The following is a 22,297-nucleotide window of genomic DNA, read 5'->3' as shown; positions in this document are numbered from 1 at the left end:
GACTTCGCGGCAGCGGACCGGGTCCGCTCCAGCGGACCGAGTCTGCGCTGCCGGACGTCATCGGCTGTCCGCGGCCGATCCGCCTCCCCTCTACTCCCCCCCTCGACGCCAGCGAGAGGCGAGCAAGCCCCGGCGTGGCCGCTCCCCGTGGCGGTCCGCCACGCTGGCGTGCCGGTTGCACTCTGCTCGATACACCCGAATCGAGCCGTTCAGAGCACGAGCTTTCCTTGCCGGGTACCGCATCGACACCCCGCGCCCAGGGTCGCCAGCGCTGGCGATTCCATCGGGCCTGGTTGCGCCTGCGCCCCCCGGAGCTCGCGCCCTGAGCCGACACCTCATCGAGGAAAGGAATCCATCATGCGCATCGTTCAGATTGGCTCGGGCGAGCCCCGCGATCTCGTCGTCTGCTACCTCGTCGGCCCCCACGTGGACGCCGCGGTGCGCGAGGCCCTCGGCCCCGCCCCGTGCGTGATCGCCTATGGCACCGGCAAGCCCGCCGAGGGCCTCGACGCGGTGATCGCCGCGGCGCGCGACCGACTCCACATCTCCCGGATCGGCCGGGTCGTCCTCGCCGGCTACTCGCTCGGCTGCAGCGGCGTGCGGGCCCGCTTGCTCGAGCAGGCGCAGGCGACCAGCGCCATCGCCGCGCTGGTGCTCGTCGACGGGACCCACGCGAGCAAGCCGCCGGTTGCGTGGCAGATCGACGTGTGGCGCGACGCGTTCGCGCGGGCCCGCCGGGGCGAGCTGCTCGTCGTGGCCACCCACACGCAGCAGAGCTACGTCGAGCGCCTCGAGCCGCCGGAGACGCCTTTCCTCTCCACCGCGACGGTGCTCCGGCAAGCGACCGAGTGGCCCCTCGACGCCGCGGGGCCGATCGACGCGCCGGTGGTGCGCCGTGACGGGCAGCTCTTCATCTACTCGTACGCCAGCAAGCCCATCGACGCGGAGGCGCACATCGCCCAGCAGCGCAGGGTGTTTCCTTGGGTGCTCAACCAGCACGTCCGCCCCTGGCTGGCAGGCGCCGGGGCGGCCCAGGCGAGGCCGGCCGAGCCGCCCGTCGGCGCCGACGCGCTCGAGCAGGCCGAGCACGCCGCGGCGAGCGGACAGCCGGACGCGGTGCCGGTCGTGCGCCAGATCCTGCGGTTCGGTTCGCGGGGCGAGGACGTCGCGGCCTGGCAGCGCGTCGTCGGCGTCGAGCCGGACGGGATCTTCGGCCGCGAGACCGAGCGGATCACGCGCGAATGGCAGAAGCGGCACGGCCTCGGGCCGGACGGCATCGTCGGTCCCCTCACCTGGGGCGCCGTCCAGGCGAGCAGCGGCGAGCGCTCGCCCGCGCGCGAGGTGCCTCGGGTGACCACGCCGCTCTCCGAGGCCGAGCTCGCGGCGGCGCTGGAGCATGGCCACGAGCTCGTCTTCCAGGAGACCCCGAGCCGCGCGCGCCTCGCCTGCGCCTGGGCGCACGTCGCGATCGAGAACGCGCGCGGACGCAAGGTGTGGAACCACAACCTGGGCAACATCACCGCGTTCGGCCGGTGGCCCGGGTCGTATTACGTGATCCGCGTATCCGAGCGGGTGCAGCGCAACCCCGACGTGTGGAAGGACATCGACATGCGCTTTCGCGCCCACCCTGAAGCGCTCGACGGCGCTGTCGACTATTGGCGTCTCATGGGCGACCGCTACCAGCCGGCCCTCGCGCTCTTCGACGCGGGCGACCCCGCGGGCGCCGCCTTCGAGCTCTCCCGGCTGCGCTACTACACCGCGCACGCCGACCCGTATGCGCGGAGCATGAGCTCGCTGTACGGCTCGTTCCACGGCTGATCGCGCGGCGCGCTGGCCCACCCCCGCAAGGGACGGGCACGGCCCCGAGCTGCCAGCGCGCCGAGAACCCCTCCACGTTCCTTGACGGCGGCCCACCCCACGACGCCACGGCGCGCCGATCGCCTGACCATCGTGGGTGGCCGCCCCGCATCACGGAGAACACCGATGTCGAAGAACCTCATGAGAACCCTCTGCATGTCGCTCGTCGCCGCGTGCCTCTCGTGCTCCGGCGGCTTTTACAAGATCGCCGACAGCCCGGACGCGCAGGCGATCTCGGACGCCGCCGTCGATGGCCTCGCCTACATCACGACCACCGTGTACCTGCAGAACACGAACCTGCTCACCGCCCCGGCCTACAGGGCGGAGAAGGACAGCAGCCTCAGCCACCTCTACATCTACGCCGCGTTCACCCACCCCACGCTCGGCGAGACGCAGATACCGCTCTACCTCGTCGATTTCCAGACCAACTCGCTCAACACCACGCGAGGCGCGGAGCTCATCAGCAAGCTCCCTCTCTCGCCGGACACCCGGGGAGCCCGCTTCTTGAAGATCGAGACCCGCGCGCTCCAGACGAACGAGTTCGATCTCGTGATGGACATCTGGCGCAACTCGCAGAGCGTCATCGCCATGGCCGCGGGCGCCGCCTCGGGCGGCCAGCAGATGCTGAACGCCCTGAACTCCGCCGCTGGCCTGCTCTCCAGGTTCGAGTCGCACGAGTTCAAGTTCGCGGCGCAGCTCGCCGTCCCGAGGGCGTTCGAGGGAGCTCGCCTGACCCAGATCTACTTCATCGTGCCCACCGACGACGCCGCGTCGACGTTGCCGTTCGTCGACGCCGAGGTCAGGCGTGCCAGGACGGCGGCCACCATCCAGGCGACCGCGTCCGACGTCCGGCTGCGCGAGGGCAGCGGCGACTACGCGAAGCTGCCCTATCTGGTCCTCGACACCCGCCTGACTGCGTTCGTCGACGACCCGCAGGTGATACCCAAGCGGATCTCCGCATCTTGCGCGGAGCTCACCGACGCGACGCTCACCGCCGCGCGCGGCCGCGTCGCCACGCCCGGCGTCTTCTCCGCCGCCCAGCTCGAGGAAGAGCGCAACCAGATCGACCGCGCAGCGTCGATCCGCCTCCTGTCCGACGCCGTGAACAAGAAAGCGTACGCGGAAGCGGTGGACCACTTCGCCCAGTACAGCGCGCTGCCGGAGTCCGACAGCGCCCTCTACAGGTCGTACTTCAAGCCAGCCACCGACGCGATGACCCGGTGTGCGACGGCGAAGCTGGAGTCGGTCCCCGGCAACGATCAGGTGCGGAACATCGCCAAGCTGGTCTCGGAGCAGGTCAACCTCGACGCCGACTCGCGCCAGGCGCTCGAAGAGCTCCTCTCTCGGCTCAAGACGTTCCTCGGCGCCTCCGACCACCCGGACCTGAAATTCCTCGCAAACACGGGGCTGTTCGCGCGCGCGGCGGTGCGCCGCGAAGGCATAGAGAAGGTGCTCTACGGGCGCTTCTTCGGCGGCCCGATCGAGCAGCTGAAATCGTCGCGTCGGCGGTCCAGCGCCGCCGACGCGTGGATGAAAACCCTGCAGACGCAGCTCGACACCGGGTGCTCCTCCTGCCGGCTTGAGGCGTCCCGGGTGATAGCCGAGTACCAGGCCCGAACCCTCACCGCCCAGGCCGCCGCGCTCGAGAGATCTCGCATCGAGACATTGAGTGAGGCCACCGAGGTCCGCAGCAATCTCCGCTCCTACCTCGCCGCCCTGACCGCGGTCCGACCGGCCGACAGCAACATCCCCGCCGCGTCGGCGGCGTTGCAGGAGATTGAGACTCTACAGAGTCGCGTCGCCCATGCGGCCCCCGGTGACGGAGCCGTCAACGAGCTGCAGGGCAAGATGGAGAGGGCTTCGGAGATCATCTCCAGATCGGATCTCGTGAACTGAACGCCCGCCGGGCAAGCGGCTCCGGCGGAGCAGCGTACGTCGCCGCTCAGATCAGCGGCGACCTCGGCGCGTCCGGGAAGGAGGTCGCTTTCTTCCGCCGACGACCGGCAGTTGACACGACGTACAAAAAGTACGATCCACGGATCCGCCTTCAAAAAAGACCAACAGCTCCAACGAGCTCAGCCGGCCGTGTAAACTTGCTCACATCACGCTAAGGATTCTTCTCCGCCGACCGAACCAGGAAAGGCTTGCTGCGATGAGCGAACTGATCATCTGGACGTACGATTGGGTGCCTGAAGGCCCTCGTGGTTTTGTGCGTGATCTGAGGCTGAGATGGGCGTGTGAGGAAGCCGACCTCATCTACGTGGTCAAGACGATCCCGTTCGATGGTCGCGAGACCAATCATCTCGCGCGCCAGCCGTTTGGCCAGGCTCCGTTCCTGAGCGACGGAGAGCTGGAGATATTCGAAAGCGGCGCGGGGCTGCTGCATCTGGCCCGGAAAAGCGACAAGCTGTTGCCGCCTGATCCGGCCGGAGAGGCGGAAACATTGCAATGGACGATCGCCGCGCTCAACTCGATCGAGATGGTCACCGTACCGTGGTGGTTCCTGAAAATGTGCGGCGATGAGGACAATCAGCTTGCCGGATGGATGGGCAAGCGCCTCGACCAGCTCGAAAAGGTGCTGAGCGAGCGAGAGTGGCTCGCGGCCGGCCGCTTCACCGTCGCAGACCTGCTGATGGCGGATGTGCTACGGGTCCCGGACGTCCGCGCTTTCGGCGATCGGCCGGCGACCGAGGCCTACGTAACCCGTGTGACAGATCGCCCCTCATTCAAGAAAGCCCAGGACGACCAGATTCGTCTCTTCGAAGCGGCCGACGAGAAGAGAACAGAAAAAGGGGCAGACTGACGAGCGGCCTGGCCTCTGCCCTTCGCGCACCGCGCTCGAGCGGTTCGCGCTCGTTCGTGTGAACGAGCTGAGTTCCTGGGTCGCCGCGTCTCCGACAGGCGCGTCGAGCCCGATCTCGCACGCCTCGCTGAGCCCCTGCCCCGCCGGCGCGAGCCGGAGCAGCGCGACGGCGCGGGCGTTATTCGCGCGTCGCTGCTCGCCGGCCCGGCGCCGCTCAAGGACACGCGTCGTTGTCCGAGTAGGGCGTCTCCTGCGCGAGATAGAGGCTGACGTTGGCGTCAGCCGACGAATAGCCGTCCATGTTCTCTCCGAAGGCGTGGAAGAGAAAAAACGTCTCACCGCCTCCGTTGTGCACTTTCCCGCTCTCGATGGCCGCGTCGACGTCGAGGATCAGCTCCGCCCTGCTGGCGTCGCCGCCGATGCACGAGCCCTTCGGCCCAGGTACGCAGTCGTATTCGGGCGCCGACAGTCCGCCCGCAAGCGGCGTCGTGCTGGGTTCGTCGCTCCCGGGCGCCGCCTGCACCTGGACCATACGCACCTTGCCGGACCAGCGAAGGCGAACGATGTCACCTCGGTTGACCCCGACGTTGTATTCGTACTGGAAGCCGTCGCGGTCGTTGTAGAAGTCGACGACGCGGCATGCCTGGCCCTTGCTCTTGTCGATCGCGCAGCAACTCCCCTTCGCACCGACGATCGGAGAGCTTCGCGTGCGGAGCAAGTACTGCATGTTGACCCCGGTGGGGCTCGGGTTTCCGGTCTTGCTCGGGCAGTCGGCATGGTTGTACGCGCACTCGTCCGAAATGTGGATCATGCCAGGGCGCCAGTCGGTCGTGTCGATCATGTGCTCGCCGAGCGACGACGAGCCGTTCGAGCACAGATAGTTCGGACCTCCGGTGCAATTGCGCTTCGCTCCGCTCGTGATACCGCCCGGACCGAAGAGCGTGTCCTGAGTGACGTCGTGAACCTGGACGACGCTGTGGTATCCGGTCCAGCGGAAGAGGACGAGATCGCCTTGCTGCGCCGCGAAGGTCGGATCGACCCAGTCGTAGTGCGGCTCGGTCTGGAAGTTGTTGACCTCGTGGATGGTGCAGTCCTCGCGGCCCGCGTACGAGGCGTACCGCCCACCGTAGGCAGTGACGTCGGAGAGCGTACTGCAAGGCTTTGGATCGAAGTGGTTCTGTCCAAACTCGGGCTCGGTGAGGGACACCGCCGTGACGCCACCGCCACCCGCGCCGTCCTTGAAGTAGTAGAGGCCGGGGCGATAGCCACAAGCGAATCCGCCGACGTTCCAGTCGAACGTCCCGTCGTTCGTCGGCGCGCCGCTGTCGATCCTCCGACCGAGGCTCGCATCTATCGGCGTGCCGTCCCAGCCGGCGACCTGGACGACGCTGTGCGTGCCGCTCCACTTGAAGCGCAGCGTCTGACCCGGCTCGATCATGTGCCCGGTGTTCGATGCAGCCGGCCAGGCGAGCTCCTTCACCTCGCCGGCCGGGTTGTCCTGCGATGAACAAGGGTTGGTGCCTTCGTCGAAGGGGACACCGGCATCGTCGTTCATCCCTCCGGCACCCGAGCCGCCGTTTTCCCCTCCTCCACCCGAGCCGCCATGGTCCCCTCCGCCACCCGGGCCACCGTTCCCCTGCCCTCCGCCGGCGCTGCTTCCGCCGTTGGTCGAGCTACAGGCGTTGACGATGAGACCGATGGTCAGTGCGGTCCAGAGTGCGAGGGTTCGACGCTTCGGCATCATGCCTCCAACGATAGCCATGAGCGCCCTACCATTGCAATACGTGCCGGCCTCGCGCTCCGCGTCGCCGCGCGTCACCTCGCGCGCGGCGGCACGCTCCTGCGCTTCCCGGCGGAGCGCATCGAGCTGGATCCGCGCCTCGTGCCCGCAGGCGGGAGCGCGCTGCACGCGTGGATGCCGGGCTTCGACGCGCTCATCGGCCCGCGTCGCGCGCTCGCCCGTCCTCGAGGCCCTGGACAGGGCCAGCTCGTGTCGGAGTGAGGCTGTCCTGGCAGGAGAGGGCACGCTACCTCGTCGAGTTTTCGGCGCGTCGTTCTTGGAAATATTTTACAGAGGCGAGGGGTTCCTGCGGGTCCCCCAGTTCCCATCCTTATGGTTATTGGCGCCGAGAAAGCACGGCCTGCCACTACCAATCCAACTGCAGCTACGCGGCCATACCTGCAGATGAGTCGTGTGGCGCCTCTTCCGGAAGTCTGAAGTCCGCTTTGTGAGACCGCGAAGAGAGCTCTGCCTGCACCTGTTCACCAGCTCTCTCTGAGGGGGTCCCATGCAGTTCCTCGTGTACCGCTCGGTGGGCATAGCCGCTGCCAGTATCGCCTTCTTGTTCGCGTCTCACGGCCTGGCCCAATCTGTGCCGCGCAGGCCAGCCCAGGCGATCTCCGTGAGCAGCAGCCTGTGACTGGATGTCCCGGGTTTTAACACGAATCCTGGTACCACTCTTCAGCAGTGGGGTGCAATGGCGGCCGCAACCAGCGGTTCTCGCGAGTACGCGCCGGCGGCGGCAATTACAATATTGTCGCCACGCACAGCGGTCTGTGCCTGGATGTCCCGGGCTTCAGCACGAGCTTCGGGGCAACCATCCAGCAGTGGGGATGCAACGGCGGCGACAACCAACGATTTCGATTTGTCCCATGATCCCTCAGGATCGATGCGGCTGCGCGCCATGGGCTGGCGCAACGGGCATACCCTCGCCGGTCTTTTCGACTGGTGACGTCAACTTTGCCTGTGCCACGTAACCGCAGCCACGAGAGCAAGCGGACCATCACCACTTTGTCACAGCCGGAGGGAACGGAGCCGGTGCTAGCGCCCCCGGCGCACCACCCGCGCGATCTTGCGAGACAGCGCGTCCGGCGCGACCGGATAACGCGCCACGTCCGCGGCGCCCGCCGCCACGAGCGCGTTCATCCGGTCCGAGGAGAGCCCGGACGCGCACACGACGGCGCGCACGCCGGGCGCCGCGCGGCCGAGCGCCTCCAGCAGCGCGCACGCGCCCTCCACGTCGGCGCCGGCGTCGATCACCGCCACGCCCAGCCCCGCCTCGATCAGCGCTGCGGCGTCCGGCACCTCGGCGAGGTGGATGCCCTGCGCGTCGAGCCCGATCTCGCACGCCTCGCTGAGCCCCTGCCCCGCCGGCGCGAGCCGGAGAAGCGCGACGGTGCGCTCCGGCACGGGCGCGAGCTCCGCCGTCTCGCCGTCCGGCCAGGCCTGCGCCCGCTCCGTCCGGTCGCCGCTCGGCGCGTCCGCCTTGCGCGCGGGCAGCCGCCGCGCCTCGGCCTCCCGCGACATCGCCTCGTCGAGCCGCGACCGCGCGGCCGCGGCGCTCTCCGGCCGCTTCTCCGGCAGCTTCGCCAGGAGATCCAGCCGGAGCCGCTCCAGGAGCGGCGGGACCGGCGGAGCCCCCGGCGGCCGGCGCAGCGGCGGCGGGATCGAGAACATGTGCATCGCCATGAGCTCCACCGCGGGGAGGCCGACGAACGGCGGCGTTCCCTGCAACAGCGCCGTCAGGATGCAGCCGCACGCGTACAGATCGGTGCTCGGGCCCACCGCGAGCGAGCGGCACTGCTCCGGGCTCATGTACTCCGGCGTGCCCGCGACCATGTCCTTCGAGGTGAGCGTCGGCCCGGCGTCGAGCGGGTCGTCGAGGTGCGCCAGGCCGAAGTCGACGACCTTGGCGACGCGCTCGCCGTCCTGCTCGGCGAGCAGCACGTTCTCCGGCTTGAGGTCGCGGTGGACGATGCCGCTCGCGTGCGCGGCGCCCACGCCTTCGAGGATGTCCGCGAACAGGGCCGCGACCTCCTCGAGCGGCAGCAGCTCGCGCGACGCCCGGAGCAGCGCGCCGAGCGACTGCCCCTTGAGCAGCTCCATCACGAGGTAGATCGAGCCGTCGCCGCCGTCCTCGTCGCCCCCGAGGTCGAGCACCTTGACCACGTTCCGGTGCACGAGCCGCGACGCGGCGCGCGCCTCGCGGAAGAACCTCCGCCGGCTCTCCGGGAGGATCGCGACGTGCGGGTGCATCGTCTTCACCGCGACCGGAACGCCGAGGAGCACGTGCTCCGCCTCGTAGACCTCCCCCATCCCGCCCGCGCCGAGCAGCCGCACGAGGTTGTACTTCCCGCCGAGGACCCGCCCGGCGCGCGTCCGCTGCGGCGAGCCCGCGCCGGGCTCGTCCGAGAGGAGCGTCTCCGCGGCCGCGAAGCGGTCGGCAGGCGGTCGAGGCGCGGGCGCCCGCCCGTCCGGCGCCCGCTGGCCCTTCAGCACGGTGCGGTCGGGATCCCCGCCCGGCGGCGGGCGCTCGCCGTCGCCCGCGCTCACGGCGACGCCTCGCGGAAGCCCACCGCGATCTGCGCCGTCACCGGGCCCTCGCCCTCGTCGCGCCACGGGCTCACCCGCACCGACAGCGCCCCGAAGAGCGCGCCGCCCGCCTCCACGCCCGCCGACAGCCCGCCGAGCACGTCGTCCGCCCTGACCTCCCGGTCGACGAGGTGCAGATCCAGCGCGCCGTGCAGCCGCAGCCACGGCGCCGGATCCGCCGTCGCCCCCGCCAGCAGGAAGCCCTGCACGGCCGGCGTGGCCGGCTCGCCGCCAGCCACCGCGCCCTCGCCGCCCGCCGCGCCGCCGCCCTCGCCGCCCGCCGCGCCGCCGCCCGCGCCGACGGCCGCGCCGTCGCCCGAGGCGCGGATGCGGGCCCCGGCATCGGCCACCCACGTGAACCGGCCCGCGGCGCCGCCGAGCGCGATCCCGGGCTCGATGCGGAGCGGCGGGCTCCCGTCGGCCATGGGCACGCCCAGGCGGAGCGTGGGGCCGAGCTCGAGCTCCGAGCGCCCGAGGCGCAGGACGCGCGCGCGCGCGCCGAACCAGCCGGTGCTGCCCGCGCCCGCGCCATCGCCCTCGCCGGCCGGGTTCGAGCGGAGCGCGACGTCGAGGCCCAGCGGGCCGATCGCGCCGCTCGCGCGCACCTGCCCCGCGGCGACCCAGCCGCCCCCCGAGCGCGCCGCGGCCGCACCGACGGCGGCGACCGAGGGCGGCGTCGGCGCGAGCCAGAGCCCGTCGGCCACCCCGGACATCGGCAGGAGCGGGAGGTACGCGCCCAGCACGGGCGCGGCCGGGGGCGCGGGCGGAGGCGCGGCGCGCGGCGCCTCGGGCGCGGCGGGCAGCTCGGCGTCGCTCGTCCCGATCACGCCGCCGCGGCCGTCGGCGACGTCGAGCCGCACGCGCAGCGGCTCGCCGGGGCGCAGCGCCTCCCGGGGCAGCAGGATCCGCGCCGTCAGGGCGCCGCCGCGATCGCCGCCGGCGAGCGCGACGGAGCGCACCCCCCCCGGCAGGTGGGCGAAGAGCCGCGGCGCCACCCGCCGCGCGACGTCGACCCCGGCGAGCCCCTCGAGCTCGACCCGGGCCTCGAGCGCAGGCCCGCCCGGCCCGCCCGGCGCCGGCGTCACCGCGCGCGCGGCCGAGACCACCGCGCCCACCTTCGTGTACCGGACCGGGAGCGACGTCGCCGCGCCGGGAGCCGCGCTGCCGCGCTCGCGCAGCCGGAGCGCGCGCGGCGCGCGCTGGAGCAGATCGATGCGCTCGGGGACGGGGCCGAACGGGCCGTCGTCGAGCGAGAGCTCGAGCGCGGGAGACGGCGTGAGCTCGATGATCCCGTACGGGTTCGCGGTGATCTCCTGCGCCGCCGGGACGACGCCCCCGGCGGCCCGCGCGGCGACGAGGTGGAACCTGCGCACCGCGCCCACCCCCAGGTACTCCTCGCGATCGACGACCCGGACCCGGAGGAAATAGGCGCCCGCCGGCATCTTCTCCGCGCGGAACGACAGCACGTCCGGCTTCACCTCCTCGCGGGCGATGAGATCGTTGAACTCCGGGTCGCGCGCGATCTCGACGCGGTAGCCGGCCGCGGCCGGCGCCGGCTTCCACGACGCCGACAGGACGCCGAGCCCCTCCGGGGCGAGCGCGATCTGCGCGGCGTCCGCGGTCGTCCATTCGACCGGCGCCGGCAGCGGGCGCGGGCGCGCAGGCGGCGCTCTGCCCACGAACCGGGTGCCGTGGTCCTTCGGGACCACGACGGAGAGGCCGCCCGACGTGACGCCCGCCTTGCCGTCGAACACCGCGACCGTCGTCCGCTCCCCGCGCCGCTGCACCACCGTGTCCCGCGACGACGCGCTCACGCGGCCGCCCCCGCTCGCGGCGACCTCGACCGACTGGCCCCGCAGCGCGGCGAGCGCCGCCTTCACCTCGCCGTCCGCGAGCTCGACGGCCGCGGGCGGCGTCTTCGATACCCGCGCTCGGCTCGCCGTGCCGTAGATGACGACGAGCGTATTCGGCGCGAGGAGCACCCGAGTCCGATCCACAAACTCGATATCTGCCCTCCCCTCATCCAGCGTGTTGACGCTCGAGTTCGTGAGCAGGGGCATCCCCTGAGCCGCGGGCGACCAGGCGCCGCCGGCCGGGCGCGCGCGCACGTCCGGGTGCATCGACCGGAGCTTCGCGTCGGGGATCGACGTCACCTCGGCCGGGAGGACCAGCGTGAGCCCCTCGGCGAGCGTCGTGCCCGGGCCGCACGCGACGCGGTTGTACCGCTGGATCAGCGCTGCATGCCTGGACGAGCCGTAGAGGACCGCCGCGATGTCGTCGCAGGTCTCTCCCGCCTGCACGCCCCATTGAATGACCGCCTCCGGATATCCGGGCGTCGGCTCTCCGGCGCTCGCCGAGCCGACGTATCCAGCGTGGATCGCAGCGTGGGTGGCGCAGCCGAGGAGCACCGAGATAGCGACGGACTGGCCATTTGACGGTGCCACGGCAGCGGCACGCTACCGGATCGAGATCGGCGTTGCAAGGGACCAGGCAATAGGATACGAGCAGACCGATGGCGTATTGGTCGGCGCGCGTCATCGCGCCCCTCCTGGCCTCCCCGCTGCTCTTCGCGGCGGCCACGGCTTCCATGCCGGCCGCAGCGCAGGAGGCCACAGCGCTCGACAGGCTCGCTCCCGCGCCCGCGGGCGACGGGCTATCCACTGTCCCTTCTGCCGGCGTATCGGGGGAGCTCCGGCCCGCGGTCGGACTTCTGTTCTCCTATTCTCATCAACCCCTCAGCCTGCGCGGGACTGCGCCTGCCGGGTCGGTAACGTGGGTGGGCCGGCAGGCGATCCTCCACGCGCTCGCGAGCGTCGAGCTCCTGCGCCGGATCAAGCTCGATCTCGACGCGCCGCTCGTGCTGGACCAGGGCGGCGCGTCCGGCGCGCTCGGGACCCTCCGCGTCACGGCGCCCGCCGGCGGCGCCACGCTCGGCGATCTCCAGGCGGGCGGGAGGGTGACGCTCCTGCCCCAGGAGGGCCTCCGGCCGGCGGCGGCGCTCGGGCTCTCCGTCTGGCTGCCGACGGGAGACGAGGCGGCGTTCGCCGGCGCGGGCGCCGTGCGCTACGCGCCGCGGGTGATCGTCGGGGCCGAGCACCCGGGCTTCCGCTGGTCGGCCTCGGCGGGGGGCCGGTTCCAGAGGGCCTCTGCGGACAGCCTGACGGGCAGCGAGGTCCTCTTCACGGCGGGCGCGGGCGTCCGCAAAGGCCCGCTGCAGCTCGGGTCGGAGCTCTCCGTCTGGGCCGCCGCCGGCGAGGGGTCTGCGCTCGAGGTCCCGGGCCGCGCGGGCGGCGAGCTCCTGCTCACCGCGCGCTGGTCGCTCGGCCCCCTCACGCTCGACGCGGGCGCGGGCCCTGGCTTCGGGCGGCTGCCCGGCACACCGAAGGCGCGCTTCTTCGCGGGGATAGGCATCGCCGCGGACGTCGTTCCGTCGGCGCCCCCTGCCGCCGCCCCCTCGGCCGTCGCCGGCGCGCCCGCCGGGACGAAGGGCGCTCGCGGCGCGACGCCGGCCGCGCCTCCGGCCGCCGACTTCGACGGGGATTCGGTCCCCGACGCGGAGGACGCCTGCCCCCGGGTCATCGGCGAGGCGCGCCCGCCCGCCGCGGCGGCGGGCGCCCGACCGGCGTTCCGCCGCGGTTGCCCGCCGGACCGGGACGACGACGGGATCTACGATCTCGACGATCGCTGCCCGGACGTGCCGGGGGTCAGCAGCGCGGCCGCCGACGCGGGACCGGGCGGCGCGGAGTCCGGGGTCACGGCCGAGGCCGCCGCAAACGCCGGGTCCCAGCCTGCGTCGAAGCACGGGTGCCCCGCGGACACGGACGGCGACGGCATCCCCAACGCCGCGGACGCCTGCCCCTACGAGCGCGGCAAGCCGAGCGAGGATCGCGCGACGCACGGCTGCCCGTTCGCTGTGCGCATCGAGGGCTCGCAGATCGTGATCCTCCAGCAGGTCCAGTTCCGGACGGGCCGGGCCGAGATCGAGCCGGAGAGCTTCGAGTTGCTCTCCGAGGTCGCGGCCGTCCTCGAGGAGCACCCCGAGATCGCCCGGGTCGCGGTCGACGGCCACACGGACAACCAGGGCGCCGCCCAGGCGAACCTGAGCCTCTCGCAGCGCCGCGCGCTCGCCGTCGTCGCGTGGCTGACCGCGCACGGCATCGACGCCCGCCGCCTCGAAGCGCGCGGCTTCGGCGCGCGCCGCCCCCTCGCCGAGAACCGCACCCGGGACGGCCGGGCCAGGAACCGCAGGGTGGAGTTCCAGATCCGCAAGCGCACCGACGAGGGCGCGGCCGGCTGGAAGGACGGCCCTCTTGAGTGACGCATCGCCCGCGGAGGCCTCCACGTGAGGGAATTCTCGCTCAAGACGAAGGCGATCGCGCTCTTCACGGCGATGGGTCTCGTCCCGGTCGCTGTCGCCGTGACGCTCCTCATCGACGTGAACCGGCGCGCCGTGCGGACCTCCGAGGAGAGACTGCAGACGGCGATCCTCTCCGAGGTGGCCTCGGCCTCGATCCAGCTCGTCCGCGACGTCGAGAGCGATGCCGTCGCGGCGGCGGCCATCTTCGGCCACGCCGCGGGCGGCGCCATCCGGGACGAGGACGCGGTCGCGTCGGTGCGCGCCCTCGTCGCGACGCGCGGGCTCGTCGACGCGGTGCGGCTCGAGGTGCCCGACGCGGGGATCAGCACCGTGATCCGCAAGGCGTCGTCCGACGCCGACGTCCCCGCCGCGCCGGCAGCGCTGCGCCAGCTCGCGGACGAGCGCGGCGTCGGCTTCGGCGTGATCGGGCCGGCCCGCGGCCTCCTCGTCGCCCGCGTGCGGCCCGCCGTCGACGCGGGCGCCGGGGCCGCGGCGCCGCCTCCTCCGGGCGGCCCGGCCGGCTACGTGGTCGCCGAGGTGCCGCTCGACATGCTCGGGCTCGACCTCGAGGTGATCGCCGGGCGCCGCCTCGGGAGCCGCGCGGTGCGCCTGCTCATCGCGGGCCACGACCGCCAGGCGATCGCGGCGCTCGGGGTGCCGGGCGTCGCGCCGGGCAGCGACGTCTCGTCCTTGCCGATCTGGCGCAACCTCCCCTCGGGCGCGGGGTTGAACGACAGGATCGGCGTGCTCGCCCCGCACGACGAGGGCGGCCAGCGGATGATCGGCGCCATCGAGACGGTGCCCGACCTCGGCTGGGCGGTCGCGATCTGGCGCCCCGAGCCGGAGGCCTTCGCCGCGCTCGACGAGATGCGGCGCCGCGGCGTCGCCGTCGCCGCGGGCGCGCTCGTCCTCGCGCTCGCCCTCGCGCTCGTCACCGCCCGCCACGTGACGCGCCCCATCCTCCACCTCGTCGCGCAGGCGCGGCTCATCGGCGCCCGGCGCTGGCGCGAGATCGCGCTCGGCGACGCGCTCCGGGGGCGGCGCGACGAGATCGGCGAGCTCACGACCTCCCTCGGCCGCATGGCCCAGGACCTCGAGCAGGGCGAGGCGGACATCGCCCGGGAGGCGAAGCTCCGCGGCGATCTCGGCCGGTTCATGGACAAGGCGGTCGTCGACGCGATCGTGCGGGGCGAGCACCCGCTCGCCCTCGGCGGCAAGCGGGCGGCCGTGTCGGTGCTCTTCGCCGACGTCGTCGGTTTCACGCCGCTCGCCGAGTCGCGCGACGCCGAGCGGATGGTCGCCCTCCTCAACGAGCTCTTCTCGATGCTCACCGAGATCGTGTTCCGGCACGGGGGCACGGTCGACAAGTTCATCGGCGATTGCGTCATGGCCGTCTGGGGCGCCCCGATCGCGCAGGAGGATCACGCGCGGCGCGCGCTCGCGGCCGCGGAGGACATGATGCGCTTCCTCGAGACGGCGAACGAGGAGTGGCGCGAGCGGTACGACGTCGAGGTCCGCCTCGGCGTGGGCGTGAACTCCGGAGAGGCCATCGTCGGCAACATCGGATCTGACAAGCGGATGGAGTACACGGTGATAGGCGACGTGGTGAACGTGGCCTCGCGGCTCGAGGCGATCGCGGCGCCGAACCAGGTGCTGGTCTCCGCGGCGACGAGGGACCTCGCCGGCGACGCCTTCCCGCTGCGCGCGCTGGGCGAGCGCAACCTCACGGGGCGAAAGACGACCACGGCCGTGTACGCGCTCGATCCGGACTGAAGCGCGCACAGCGCGCCCGCGCGCGCGCCGATCAACGCGTGGTGGTGAGTTCCCCCGCCCTGCCGAAGGATGGCCCCGCCGAGGCGCCCTACAGCGACAAACGGTTGAAACCCCGAGAAAAATCGGGAGTTTCACAGGGAGGCGAGGAGGCGGGGAGCGAGAGACGGCAAGAAGGAGAGATTCTTTTTTTCTCCTCCCCGCCTCCCCGCCTCCCTGTGAAAATTCTCCGGGTTTCAACATGATTGGTGTTTCAGAACGCCGAGATTTCGGTGGGTGTCTTATGACGTCTTGACGGCTCAAAAAAGCCCCGCCTTCAGCCAAAGTACCCACACCATCGGTGTTAACCGAGCTCGTTCGGTCGCGCTCGGGGCCCTGCACGCGCTTGGTTGACGCCGATGCCCCCTCCTTCGAGCGCACCAGCGGAGGGGATGTCGCTCGCCCAGACTTGAACGACGTGCACATCCCATTCTCGCCGCAGCAAAAAGATACCGCTTCGCCAATTTGTGAACGATCACAAATCCAGCGTCAGCTCCGATCGACCAGCCCGAGGGAGGACACGCCCCAGGAGATCTCCGAGCCGGCGGCCACGTCCCTCGCAGAGGCGACCGCGGCGGCCGGCGCCCGTGCTCTTGACGCAGCGATCCGGAGGAGCTCGCCAGCCCTGCCCTCCCCCGGCCTCGCGGAGTTGCGCGGACCGGTCGATTGGCGTTGACCTCGGCCATGTGATCGTTCACATTTGGCTCAAGGGGTATCCTTTTGCTTCGCGCATGAGCGGGTCGCCCTGTGCGCCGCCCCCTTCGTCATCCAATCGAGTTCTTGTCGATTCCAGAGCTCCGTTCGCCCGACCGCCGCGAGAGCGATGGCCGAGCGATGGTGCTTGGTGTTCTTACCGAGGGTGAACCACCGGAGGACACCACAGACCTCGTCGGCTCGACGGGGATCGATAAATCCTCGGTACGGTCCGCCGGGTCACCCCGTCGCCTCATCGGAGAGCAAGATGAAGAAGCCGTCCTGGCACGAGCTCCATTTCTCGAGAGAAGTCGCCGCCGTTTGCGCGCTCGCCTTCGTGGCCGCGTGCACGGGCGCGCTGGGTGACAACACGACGGAGGGCGCTGGGTCATCCTCTGTCGGCGGCGACGGAACACCGACGGACTCGGGTGTCGGCGGCGGCGGCTCACCGACGGGCTCGGACCCGCCGCAGTTCCAGCCCGCGGCCGGGATGCTGCGCCGTTTGACGAGAACGCAATTTCGCAATGCCGTGCGCGACGTCTTCGGCGTGGAGGTCAATCTCAATGACCTCGACGCCGACAGCTGGAACGGGAACTTTGCGGTCATCGGCGCCGCGACCGTCGTGACCTCGGAGCGAGGCGTCGAGCAGTACCACGCGGCCATCGAGGGCGCCGTCGACGCGGTGTTCGCGGATCCCGCGAGGCGAGGCGAGTTCATCGGCTGCACGCCCAGCGGCGCGGAGAACGACGCTTGCGTGCGCGGCTTCATCGAGGCGCTGGGGCGTCGTGCGTGGCGCCGCCCGCTCGAGGCCGCCGAGGTCGACAGGCTCGCGGCCGTCGCGACGAAGGCCGCGACCGAGCTCGAGAGCGCCGTCGAGGGGGCCCGCTGGGCGACGGTGGCCCTCTTCACGTCTCCGAACTTCCTGTATCGCCCGGAGCTCGGCGCTCCGAGCGCCGACGGCTCGCTCCGCTTGACGGGCTACGAGATGGCGTCCCGGCTCGCGTTCCTTGTGTGGAACAGCCTGCCAGACCAGGAGCTGCTCGACCAGGCCGCGAGCGGGGCGCTCGGAACCGTGGAGGGGATCCGCGCCGCGGCGACGCGGCTGCTCGAGGCGCCTGCCGGGCGCGAGGCGGTCGGCGCCTTCGCCGAGGAGTACATGCGGCTCGATCGGCTCAGCACGCAGGCAAAAGACACGGGGCTCTTTCCGGAGTATAGCCCCGCGCTGCAGGAGGCGATGGTCCGCGACATGCGAGGCACCTGGGAGGTCCTCGCGTTCGACGATCGAGCGAGCGCGCTCGACCTGTTCTCGACAACGAAGGTCGTCGTCAACAGCGAGCTCGCCGAGCTCTACGGTATCGACACGGCCGGCCTCGGCTCGGGCGCCTTCGAGGTCCGCTCGTTGCCCGCGGACGGCCCGCGCGTCGGCATCCTCAGCAAGGCGGGCTTCCTCTCGCAGTTCGCGAACCAGAAGGAGGGCTCTCCCACGTTGCGCGGCAAGTTCATGCGTGACGCCCTCATGTGCACGCCCATCCCGCCGCCCCCCGGCGACGTCGCCCTCGAGCTCCCGGAGCCGCCCGCGGACAAGCCCCTCACGAAGCGTCAGCGGCTCGAGATCCACCGGACCGAGCCCGCCTGCGCCGGCTGCCACTCGTACATGGACCCGCTGGGCCTGCCGCTCGAGACGTTCGACGCGATCGGCCGCTTCCGCACGACCGACCACGGCCTGCCGATCGACCCGAGCGGCGAGTTCGACGGGGTGCCGGTCGCCGACGCGCGCGCGCTCGGCGTGACCCTCAGCTCGGACGCCTCGGTCGCGGAGTGCCTCGTCCGCAAGTACTACACGTATGCAGCGGGTCACGAGGAGAGAAAGGTGGACAAGCGCGTGCTGAACGCGCTGACCGCCTCGTTCGAAGGGGCGGGGTACAGGCTGCGCGAGCTGGTCCTCGACGTCGTGACCAACGACGCTTTCTCGTCCGTCGCCCCCCAACCCTGATCGCAGGTACCCCCCATGACGAACAAAGGTTTGAGCCGACGAACTGTTCTCCGGGGCATGCTGGCGACGGGCGCCGCCGTCACCATCCCGCTCCCCTTGCTGGAGATCATGCTGAACGAGAGCGGCACGGCGCACGCTCAGACGAAGACGCCGGTGTCGCCGCTCTACGTCACGTGGTTCTTCGGCAACGGCAGTCTTCCCGGTCGCTGGAAGCCGACGCGCACGGGCTCCGGTCAGGCCTGGGAGCTCAGCCCCCAGCTGGAGCCCCTCGCGGACCTCAAGTCGTACCTCACGGTGATCAGCGGCCTCGAGAACAAGCTCGTGGTCTCCGGCGTCGAGCACCCCACCGGGTCGGCGGGCGCCACGACGGGCGCGCCGCTCAGCGGGAACGCCGTGCGGGCCCCGTCCATCGATCAGGTCGTCGCGAACGCCATCTCGGAAGGGGCGCCGTACCGCTCCCTCGAGGTGGGGGTGACGCCGGCGACGCCGAACGGCCCTCAGGACTCGCTGCACACCGTCTCCCACAGGGGGCCAAACTCGCGCAACAATGCGGAGTTCGATCCGAAGGCCGTGTTCAATCGATTGTTCATGGGCGGCTTGCCCGAGCCCAGCGATGACGGCGCGGATCGGGCCGCGAAGCTCGCGAACGTCCGGAAGAGCGTGCTCGACTCCGTCCAGCAGGACGGCGCGAGCCTGAAGCAGCGGCTCGGGGCGGCCGACAGGCATCGTATCGAGGAGCACCTCGAGTCGATCCGGGCCATCGAGCAGCGCCTCGATACCATGCCGTCCGGCGGCGGCACGACGTCAGCGTGCAAGAGCCCGACGGCCCCCACCGCCGGCAAGGATGCGCAGAGCGAGGCGCCCCCTGCGGTGAACTCCGCCATGGTCGAGCTCTCGGCGCTCGCGCTCGCCTGCGAGAGGACCCGCGTGCTCTCGTTCATGTTCTCGCTGCCCGCCGCGCACGTCTACTATCGGCACCTCGCGCAGGACATGAACGACGACTTCCACGACACCATCTGCCACGGAGATGCCGGGGATCAATCGAGCCAGCCTCGCGTCGACAAGGGCGTGATGTACACGATGCGCTGCCTGAACGAGTTCTTGACGAAGCTCAAGAACACGCCGCACGGCAGCTCGAACCTGCTCGACAGCTCGCTCGTGTACGTCACGTCCGACACCGCGTGGGGCAAGGTGCACACGAGGACGGAATGGCCGGTGCTCTTCGCCGGGAAGGCCGGAGGGCGGCTGCGCGGCGACGAGCACCGCAACTTCCCCGGCGACAACCTGAGCAAGGCGCTCCTGACGGTCGCCCAGATCATGGGCTTGAACGTGACGGAGTTCGGCATCGACGCGGGGCGGGTCACGTCGCCGCTCGCGGGCGTCCAGGTCTGACCGCGCCAGCACGCGCCGCGATCCCGCGGAGGGATGAAATACCATGCACCGCATGCTTTCTCGACATGCTCCCTTGTTGAACGCCACGCTGGTCCTCCTCGCATCTGCCGCCTTCCTCGCCTGCGGCGACGACGCCGACACCTCCTCTGCTGGCAGCGGCGGCGCGGGCGCTTCGGGCGGCGGCGCCGGCGCTTCGGGAGGCGGCACCAGCACGGCCAGCAGCGGCGCCGGCGCTGCTGGCGGCGGCACCGGCACGGCCAGCAGCGGTCAGGGCGGGTCCGGCGGCCATCCTCCCGCGGACCTCGTCGAGCCCGGCGATCCCGGGCCGGGTGATGTCACTTTCACCGTGCGCGCCGATCGGGATGTGCGCCCCATCAGCCGGCTCATCTACGGCGCCAACTGGGCCGAAGACCTGGACGGCGAGCAGCGCGGCACCACCGTCGTGCGCATGGGCGGCAACCGCATGACGGCGTACAACTGGGAGAACAACGCCTCCAACGCCGGCTCGGACTACATGTACCAGAACGACGGGTACCTCGCCGGGAACAGCCCGAACGGCGATGTCCCCGGGGCGGCGGTGCGCATGCACGCCGAGGGCGCGCTGGCGCACGGCGCCGCCTTCATCGCGACCATCCCCATCTGCGGGTATGTCGCGGCGGACAAGGACGGCGGCGGCGACGTCAATCAGACCCGGAATTACCTCGAGACCCGCTTTCACCCGACGATCGCGCGCAAGGGTTCTCCCTTCTCCTCGTCGCCCGATCTCAACGACAACGCCGTGTACCAGGACGAGTTCGTCGCCTGGATGAAGCAGGCCTTCCCCGACGCCTTCGAAGGCGACGTCGCGAGCGTGCTGTTCTCGCTCGACAACGAGCCCGACCTCTGGAATCACACCCACGAGCGCATCCACCCCGAGCCGGTGCGCTACGCCGAGCTCGTCGACAAGAACATCGAGTTCGCTTCCGCGATCAAGGACGTCGCGCCCAATGCGCTCGTCACCGGCTTCGTCTCCTACGGGTATTCGGGCTATGTCAGCCTCCAGGACGCGCCCGACGCGGACGGCAACTTCATCGAGCACTGGCTCGACGCCATGAAGGCCGCCGAGATGAGCGAGGGGCGCCGCCTGGTCGACGTGCTCGACCTGCACTGGTACACGGAGATCTACGCGAACGGCGAGCGCCTCACGGGCTCAGACGCCTCCCCCGCGTCGGTCGAGGCCCGCGTCCAGGCGCCGCGCTCGCTCTGGGACCCGACCTTCGTCGAGGACAGCTGGATCGCGAACGACGTCGTGCAGGGACCGATCAAGCTCATCCCCTGGCTCCAGGGCCTCATCGACGCCCATTACCCGGGCACCGCCCTCGGCATCACCGAGTACAATTACGGCGGCGGCAACCACATCTCCGGCGCGATCGCGCAGGCCGACGCCCTCGGCGTCTTCGGCCGCGAGGGCGTGTTCCTCGCGACGATCTGGGATCCCGGCGAAGAGGTCTCGATGCTCCGGGCCGGCGTGCGCGCCTTCACGAGCTACGACGGGCAGGGCGCGCGCTTCGGCGATACGTCCGTCCGCGCCGAGACGAGCGACGTCGCCAAGGCCACCGTGTACGCGAGCATCGACGAGGCCGATCCGAGCCGAATGGTCCTCGTCGCCATCAACAAGACCGCGGCCCCGCTCACGGCCGCGGTGACCCTCGCCGCCCACGAGAGCTACACGGCCATCGACGCGTGGCAACTCACGTCCACCAAGGCCGATCTCGTGCGTGCCGATCCGATCGCGCCGCGCGCCACGAACGCCTTCATCTACGCGATGCCGGCCCACAGCGTGTCGGTGCTGGTCCCCCGATAGCCGCGTCCCCCTCGTCCGGAGCGTCGTCCAGACAAGCCTGCGGAAGCCCGACACGGGTTGGGCCAGAGCCCGCGAAGGCCACCCCGGCCCGCCACGGCAGCGTGGACCGCGCTCCCGTCAGATCGCCGGCGCTCTGTAGCCGCCGAGCTCCCGCTCGATGTGGCCGGCCAGGGCGAGGACGACATCCTCGCGGAAGGGGCGGCCGATGATCTGGACGCCGACCGGCGTTCCTCGCGACGAGGTGCCCGCGCGCACGACGACCGCCGGCCACCCTGTCATGTTGTAAGCGAACGAGTAGCTGAACCCTGCGTAGACCCCGTGCTCGACCCACGCATCGTGGGGCAGCGCCTCGAGGACACACGGCGGGCAGACGATGGCGTCGACATCCTTCATGAAGCCGAGCATCCGCCCCCTCCAGGCGTCCAGGCGCTCGACCGCCGCGGTCAGCTCACCGCTCGACAGCGGCTCGCTCACGAGCGAGGCCGCCACCTCGGCGCCGGGATCCGTGGTCCCGGCCAGGTCCAGGAGCCGCCTTAACCAGGCGCCGCCGTCCGCCCGGAAGATATCCGCGTCGATCGTGAGCACGTCGCTCAGCGCGTCGGGCTTCTTCGACTCCACCCGCGCGCCGCCCGCCTCCAGCGCCGCCGCCGCGTCCACCACCGCCTGGCGCACCGCCGCGTCCGGCGCCGCGATCCCGTTGTCCGTGTGCATCGCGATCCGCAGCTCCCTGAGCTGCACGTGCTTCGGATCGCCGAGCGGCGCCGGGATCAGCGCCGCGTCGCGCCAGTCGGGCCCCGCCAGGACGCTGAAGAGCAGCGTTCAGGCGCGGATTGATCTTCGCGATGCGCGCCAGGTGCGCCTCCACGACCTCGAGCGACGACACCCGCTTCCGGCGGATGAGATCCGCGAGCTGCCCCCCCGTCGCCCGCGTGAGCTCCGACCGCGCCTCCGCTGTAGGCGCATCGACCGGCGTCATCCCATCGCACGCGCCCGACAGGGCCGCCACACCGCCGGCGAACGCCCGCAAGAAGAAGCGGCGCGAGATCTCCCCTGGTTGCGCGGCAGCGCCCGGGTCATTGACGTTTGCTGATTCGCTCATGCTCTCCTCCCCACGGGAGCGTCGTGAGCCAGTGTCGCACTGCCCGCGAGACGCACACCACGATTCTTCAGGTCTAGAT

General features: G+C 71.2%; 13 protein-coding genes. 9 read left to right on the top strand and 4 right to left on the bottom strand.

Annotation, left to right across the window (positions count from 1 at the left end):
• The first annotated feature begins 357 nt into the window (after nucleotides 1–357).
• The 3 genes from WME97_RS07950 (at nucleotide 358) to WME97_RS07940 (ending at nucleotide 4,660) form a co-directional block, all read left to right on the top strand.
• On the top strand, nucleotides 358–1,818 hold the full coding sequence (locus WME97_RS07950; protein ID WP_437550819.1) for a peptidoglycan-binding protein: 1,461 nt from the start codon (nucleotides 358–360) through the stop codon (nucleotides 1,816–1,818).
• A 165-nt stretch (nucleotides 1,819–1,983) separates the two neighbouring features.
• Nucleotides 1,984–3,753, top strand: a complete 1,770-nt coding sequence (locus WME97_RS07945) for a hypothetical protein (RefSeq protein WP_437550818.1) — start codon at nucleotides 1,984–1,986, stop codon at nucleotides 3,751–3,753.
• Nucleotides 3,754–4,009: 256 nt separating this feature from the next.
• The gene (locus tag WME97_RS07940) at nucleotides 4,010–4,660 is read left to right on the top strand and encodes a glutathione S-transferase family protein (protein WP_437550816.1); all 651 of its coding nucleotides are present in this window, start codon (nucleotides 4,010–4,012) and stop codon (nucleotides 4,658–4,660) included.
• Nucleotides 4,661–4,874: 214 nt separating this feature from the next.
• Here the strand turns inward: WME97_RS07940 and WME97_RS07935 are convergent, their stop codons facing one another.
• Nucleotides 4,875–6,215 carry a hypothetical protein gene (locus WME97_RS07935; protein WP_437550814.1) on the bottom strand — a complete coding sequence of 447 codons (1,341 nt, stop codon included), beginning with the start codon at nucleotides 6,213–6,215 and terminating at the stop codon, nucleotides 4,875–4,877.
• A 912-nt stretch (nucleotides 6,216–7,127) separates the two neighbouring features.
• Between WME97_RS07935 and WME97_RS07930 the strand changes: the two genes are divergently transcribed.
• Complete coding sequence (locus tag WME97_RS07930; RefSeq protein WP_437550812.1) at nucleotides 7,128–7,316, top strand: RICIN domain-containing protein; 189 nt, start codon at nucleotides 7,128–7,130, stop codon at nucleotides 7,314–7,316.
• Nucleotides 7,317–7,481: 165 nt separating this feature from the next.
• Here the strand turns inward: WME97_RS07930 and WME97_RS07925 are convergent, their stop codons facing one another.
• Together WME97_RS07925 and WME97_RS07920 are read right to left on the bottom strand one after the other, a co-directional pair.
• On the bottom strand, nucleotides 7,482–8,993 hold the full coding sequence (locus WME97_RS07925; protein WP_437550811.1) for a serine/threonine-protein kinase: 1,512 nt from the start codon (nucleotides 8,991–8,993) through the stop codon (nucleotides 7,482–7,484).
• A complete protein-coding gene (locus WME97_RS07920; protein WP_437550809.1) occupies nucleotides 8,990–11,476 on the bottom strand; it encodes a FecR domain-containing protein in 2,487 nt (828 codons plus the stop codon). The genes WME97_RS07925 and WME97_RS07920 overlap by 4 nt, the downstream gene beginning before the upstream one ends.
• 68 nt (nucleotides 11,477–11,544) lie before the next feature.
• Here WME97_RS07920 and WME97_RS07915 point away from each other — a divergent pair, with 68 nt between their 5' ends.
• From WME97_RS07915 to WME97_RS07895, 5 genes are all read left to right on the top strand, one after another.
• Nucleotides 11,545–13,350, top strand: a complete 1,806-nt coding sequence (locus WME97_RS07915) for an OmpA family protein (protein ID WP_437550807.1) — start codon at nucleotides 11,545–11,547, stop codon at nucleotides 13,348–13,350.
• A 24-nt stretch (nucleotides 13,351–13,374) separates the two neighbouring features.
• Nucleotides 13,375–15,162, top strand: a complete 1,788-nt coding sequence (locus WME97_RS07910) for an adenylate/guanylate cyclase domain-containing protein (protein ID WP_437550805.1) — start codon at nucleotides 13,375–13,377, stop codon at nucleotides 15,160–15,162.
• A gap of 997 nt (nucleotides 15,163–16,159) precedes the next feature.
• On the top strand, nucleotides 16,160–17,884 hold the full coding sequence (locus tag WME97_RS07905; RefSeq protein WP_437550803.1) for a DUF1592 domain-containing protein: 1,725 nt from the start codon (nucleotides 16,160–16,162) through the stop codon (nucleotides 17,882–17,884).
• 15 nt (nucleotides 17,885–17,899) lie between these two features.
• Nucleotides 17,900–19,276 carry a DUF1552 domain-containing protein gene (locus WME97_RS07900; protein WP_437550801.1) on the top strand — a complete coding sequence of 459 codons (1,377 nt, stop codon included), beginning with the start codon at nucleotides 17,900–17,902 and terminating at the stop codon, nucleotides 19,274–19,276.
• Nucleotides 19,277–19,328: 52 nt separating this feature from the next.
• Entirely contained in the window at nucleotides 19,329–21,119 is a 1,791-nt protein-coding gene (locus WME97_RS07895) for a glycoside hydrolase family 44 protein (protein ID WP_437550799.1), read from the top strand.
• A 117-nt stretch (nucleotides 21,120–21,236) separates the two neighbouring features.
• Here the strand turns inward: WME97_RS07895 and WME97_RS07890 are convergent, their stop codons facing one another.
• A complete protein-coding gene (locus WME97_RS07890) occupies nucleotides 21,237–21,935 on the bottom strand; it encodes an amidase family protein (protein ID WP_437555338.1) in 699 nt (232 codons plus the stop codon).
• Between the last annotated feature and the right edge of the window lie 362 nt (nucleotides 21,936–22,297).

This window comes from Sorangium sp. So ce367, from assembly GCF_051520455.1.
GTDB classification, from domain to species: Bacteria; Myxococcota_A; Polyangia; order Polyangiales; family Polyangiaceae; genus Sorangium; species Sorangium cellulosum_B.
Note: the sequence above shows the minus strand (reverse complement) of the source record. Positions and strands in the feature narration are given on the sequence as shown.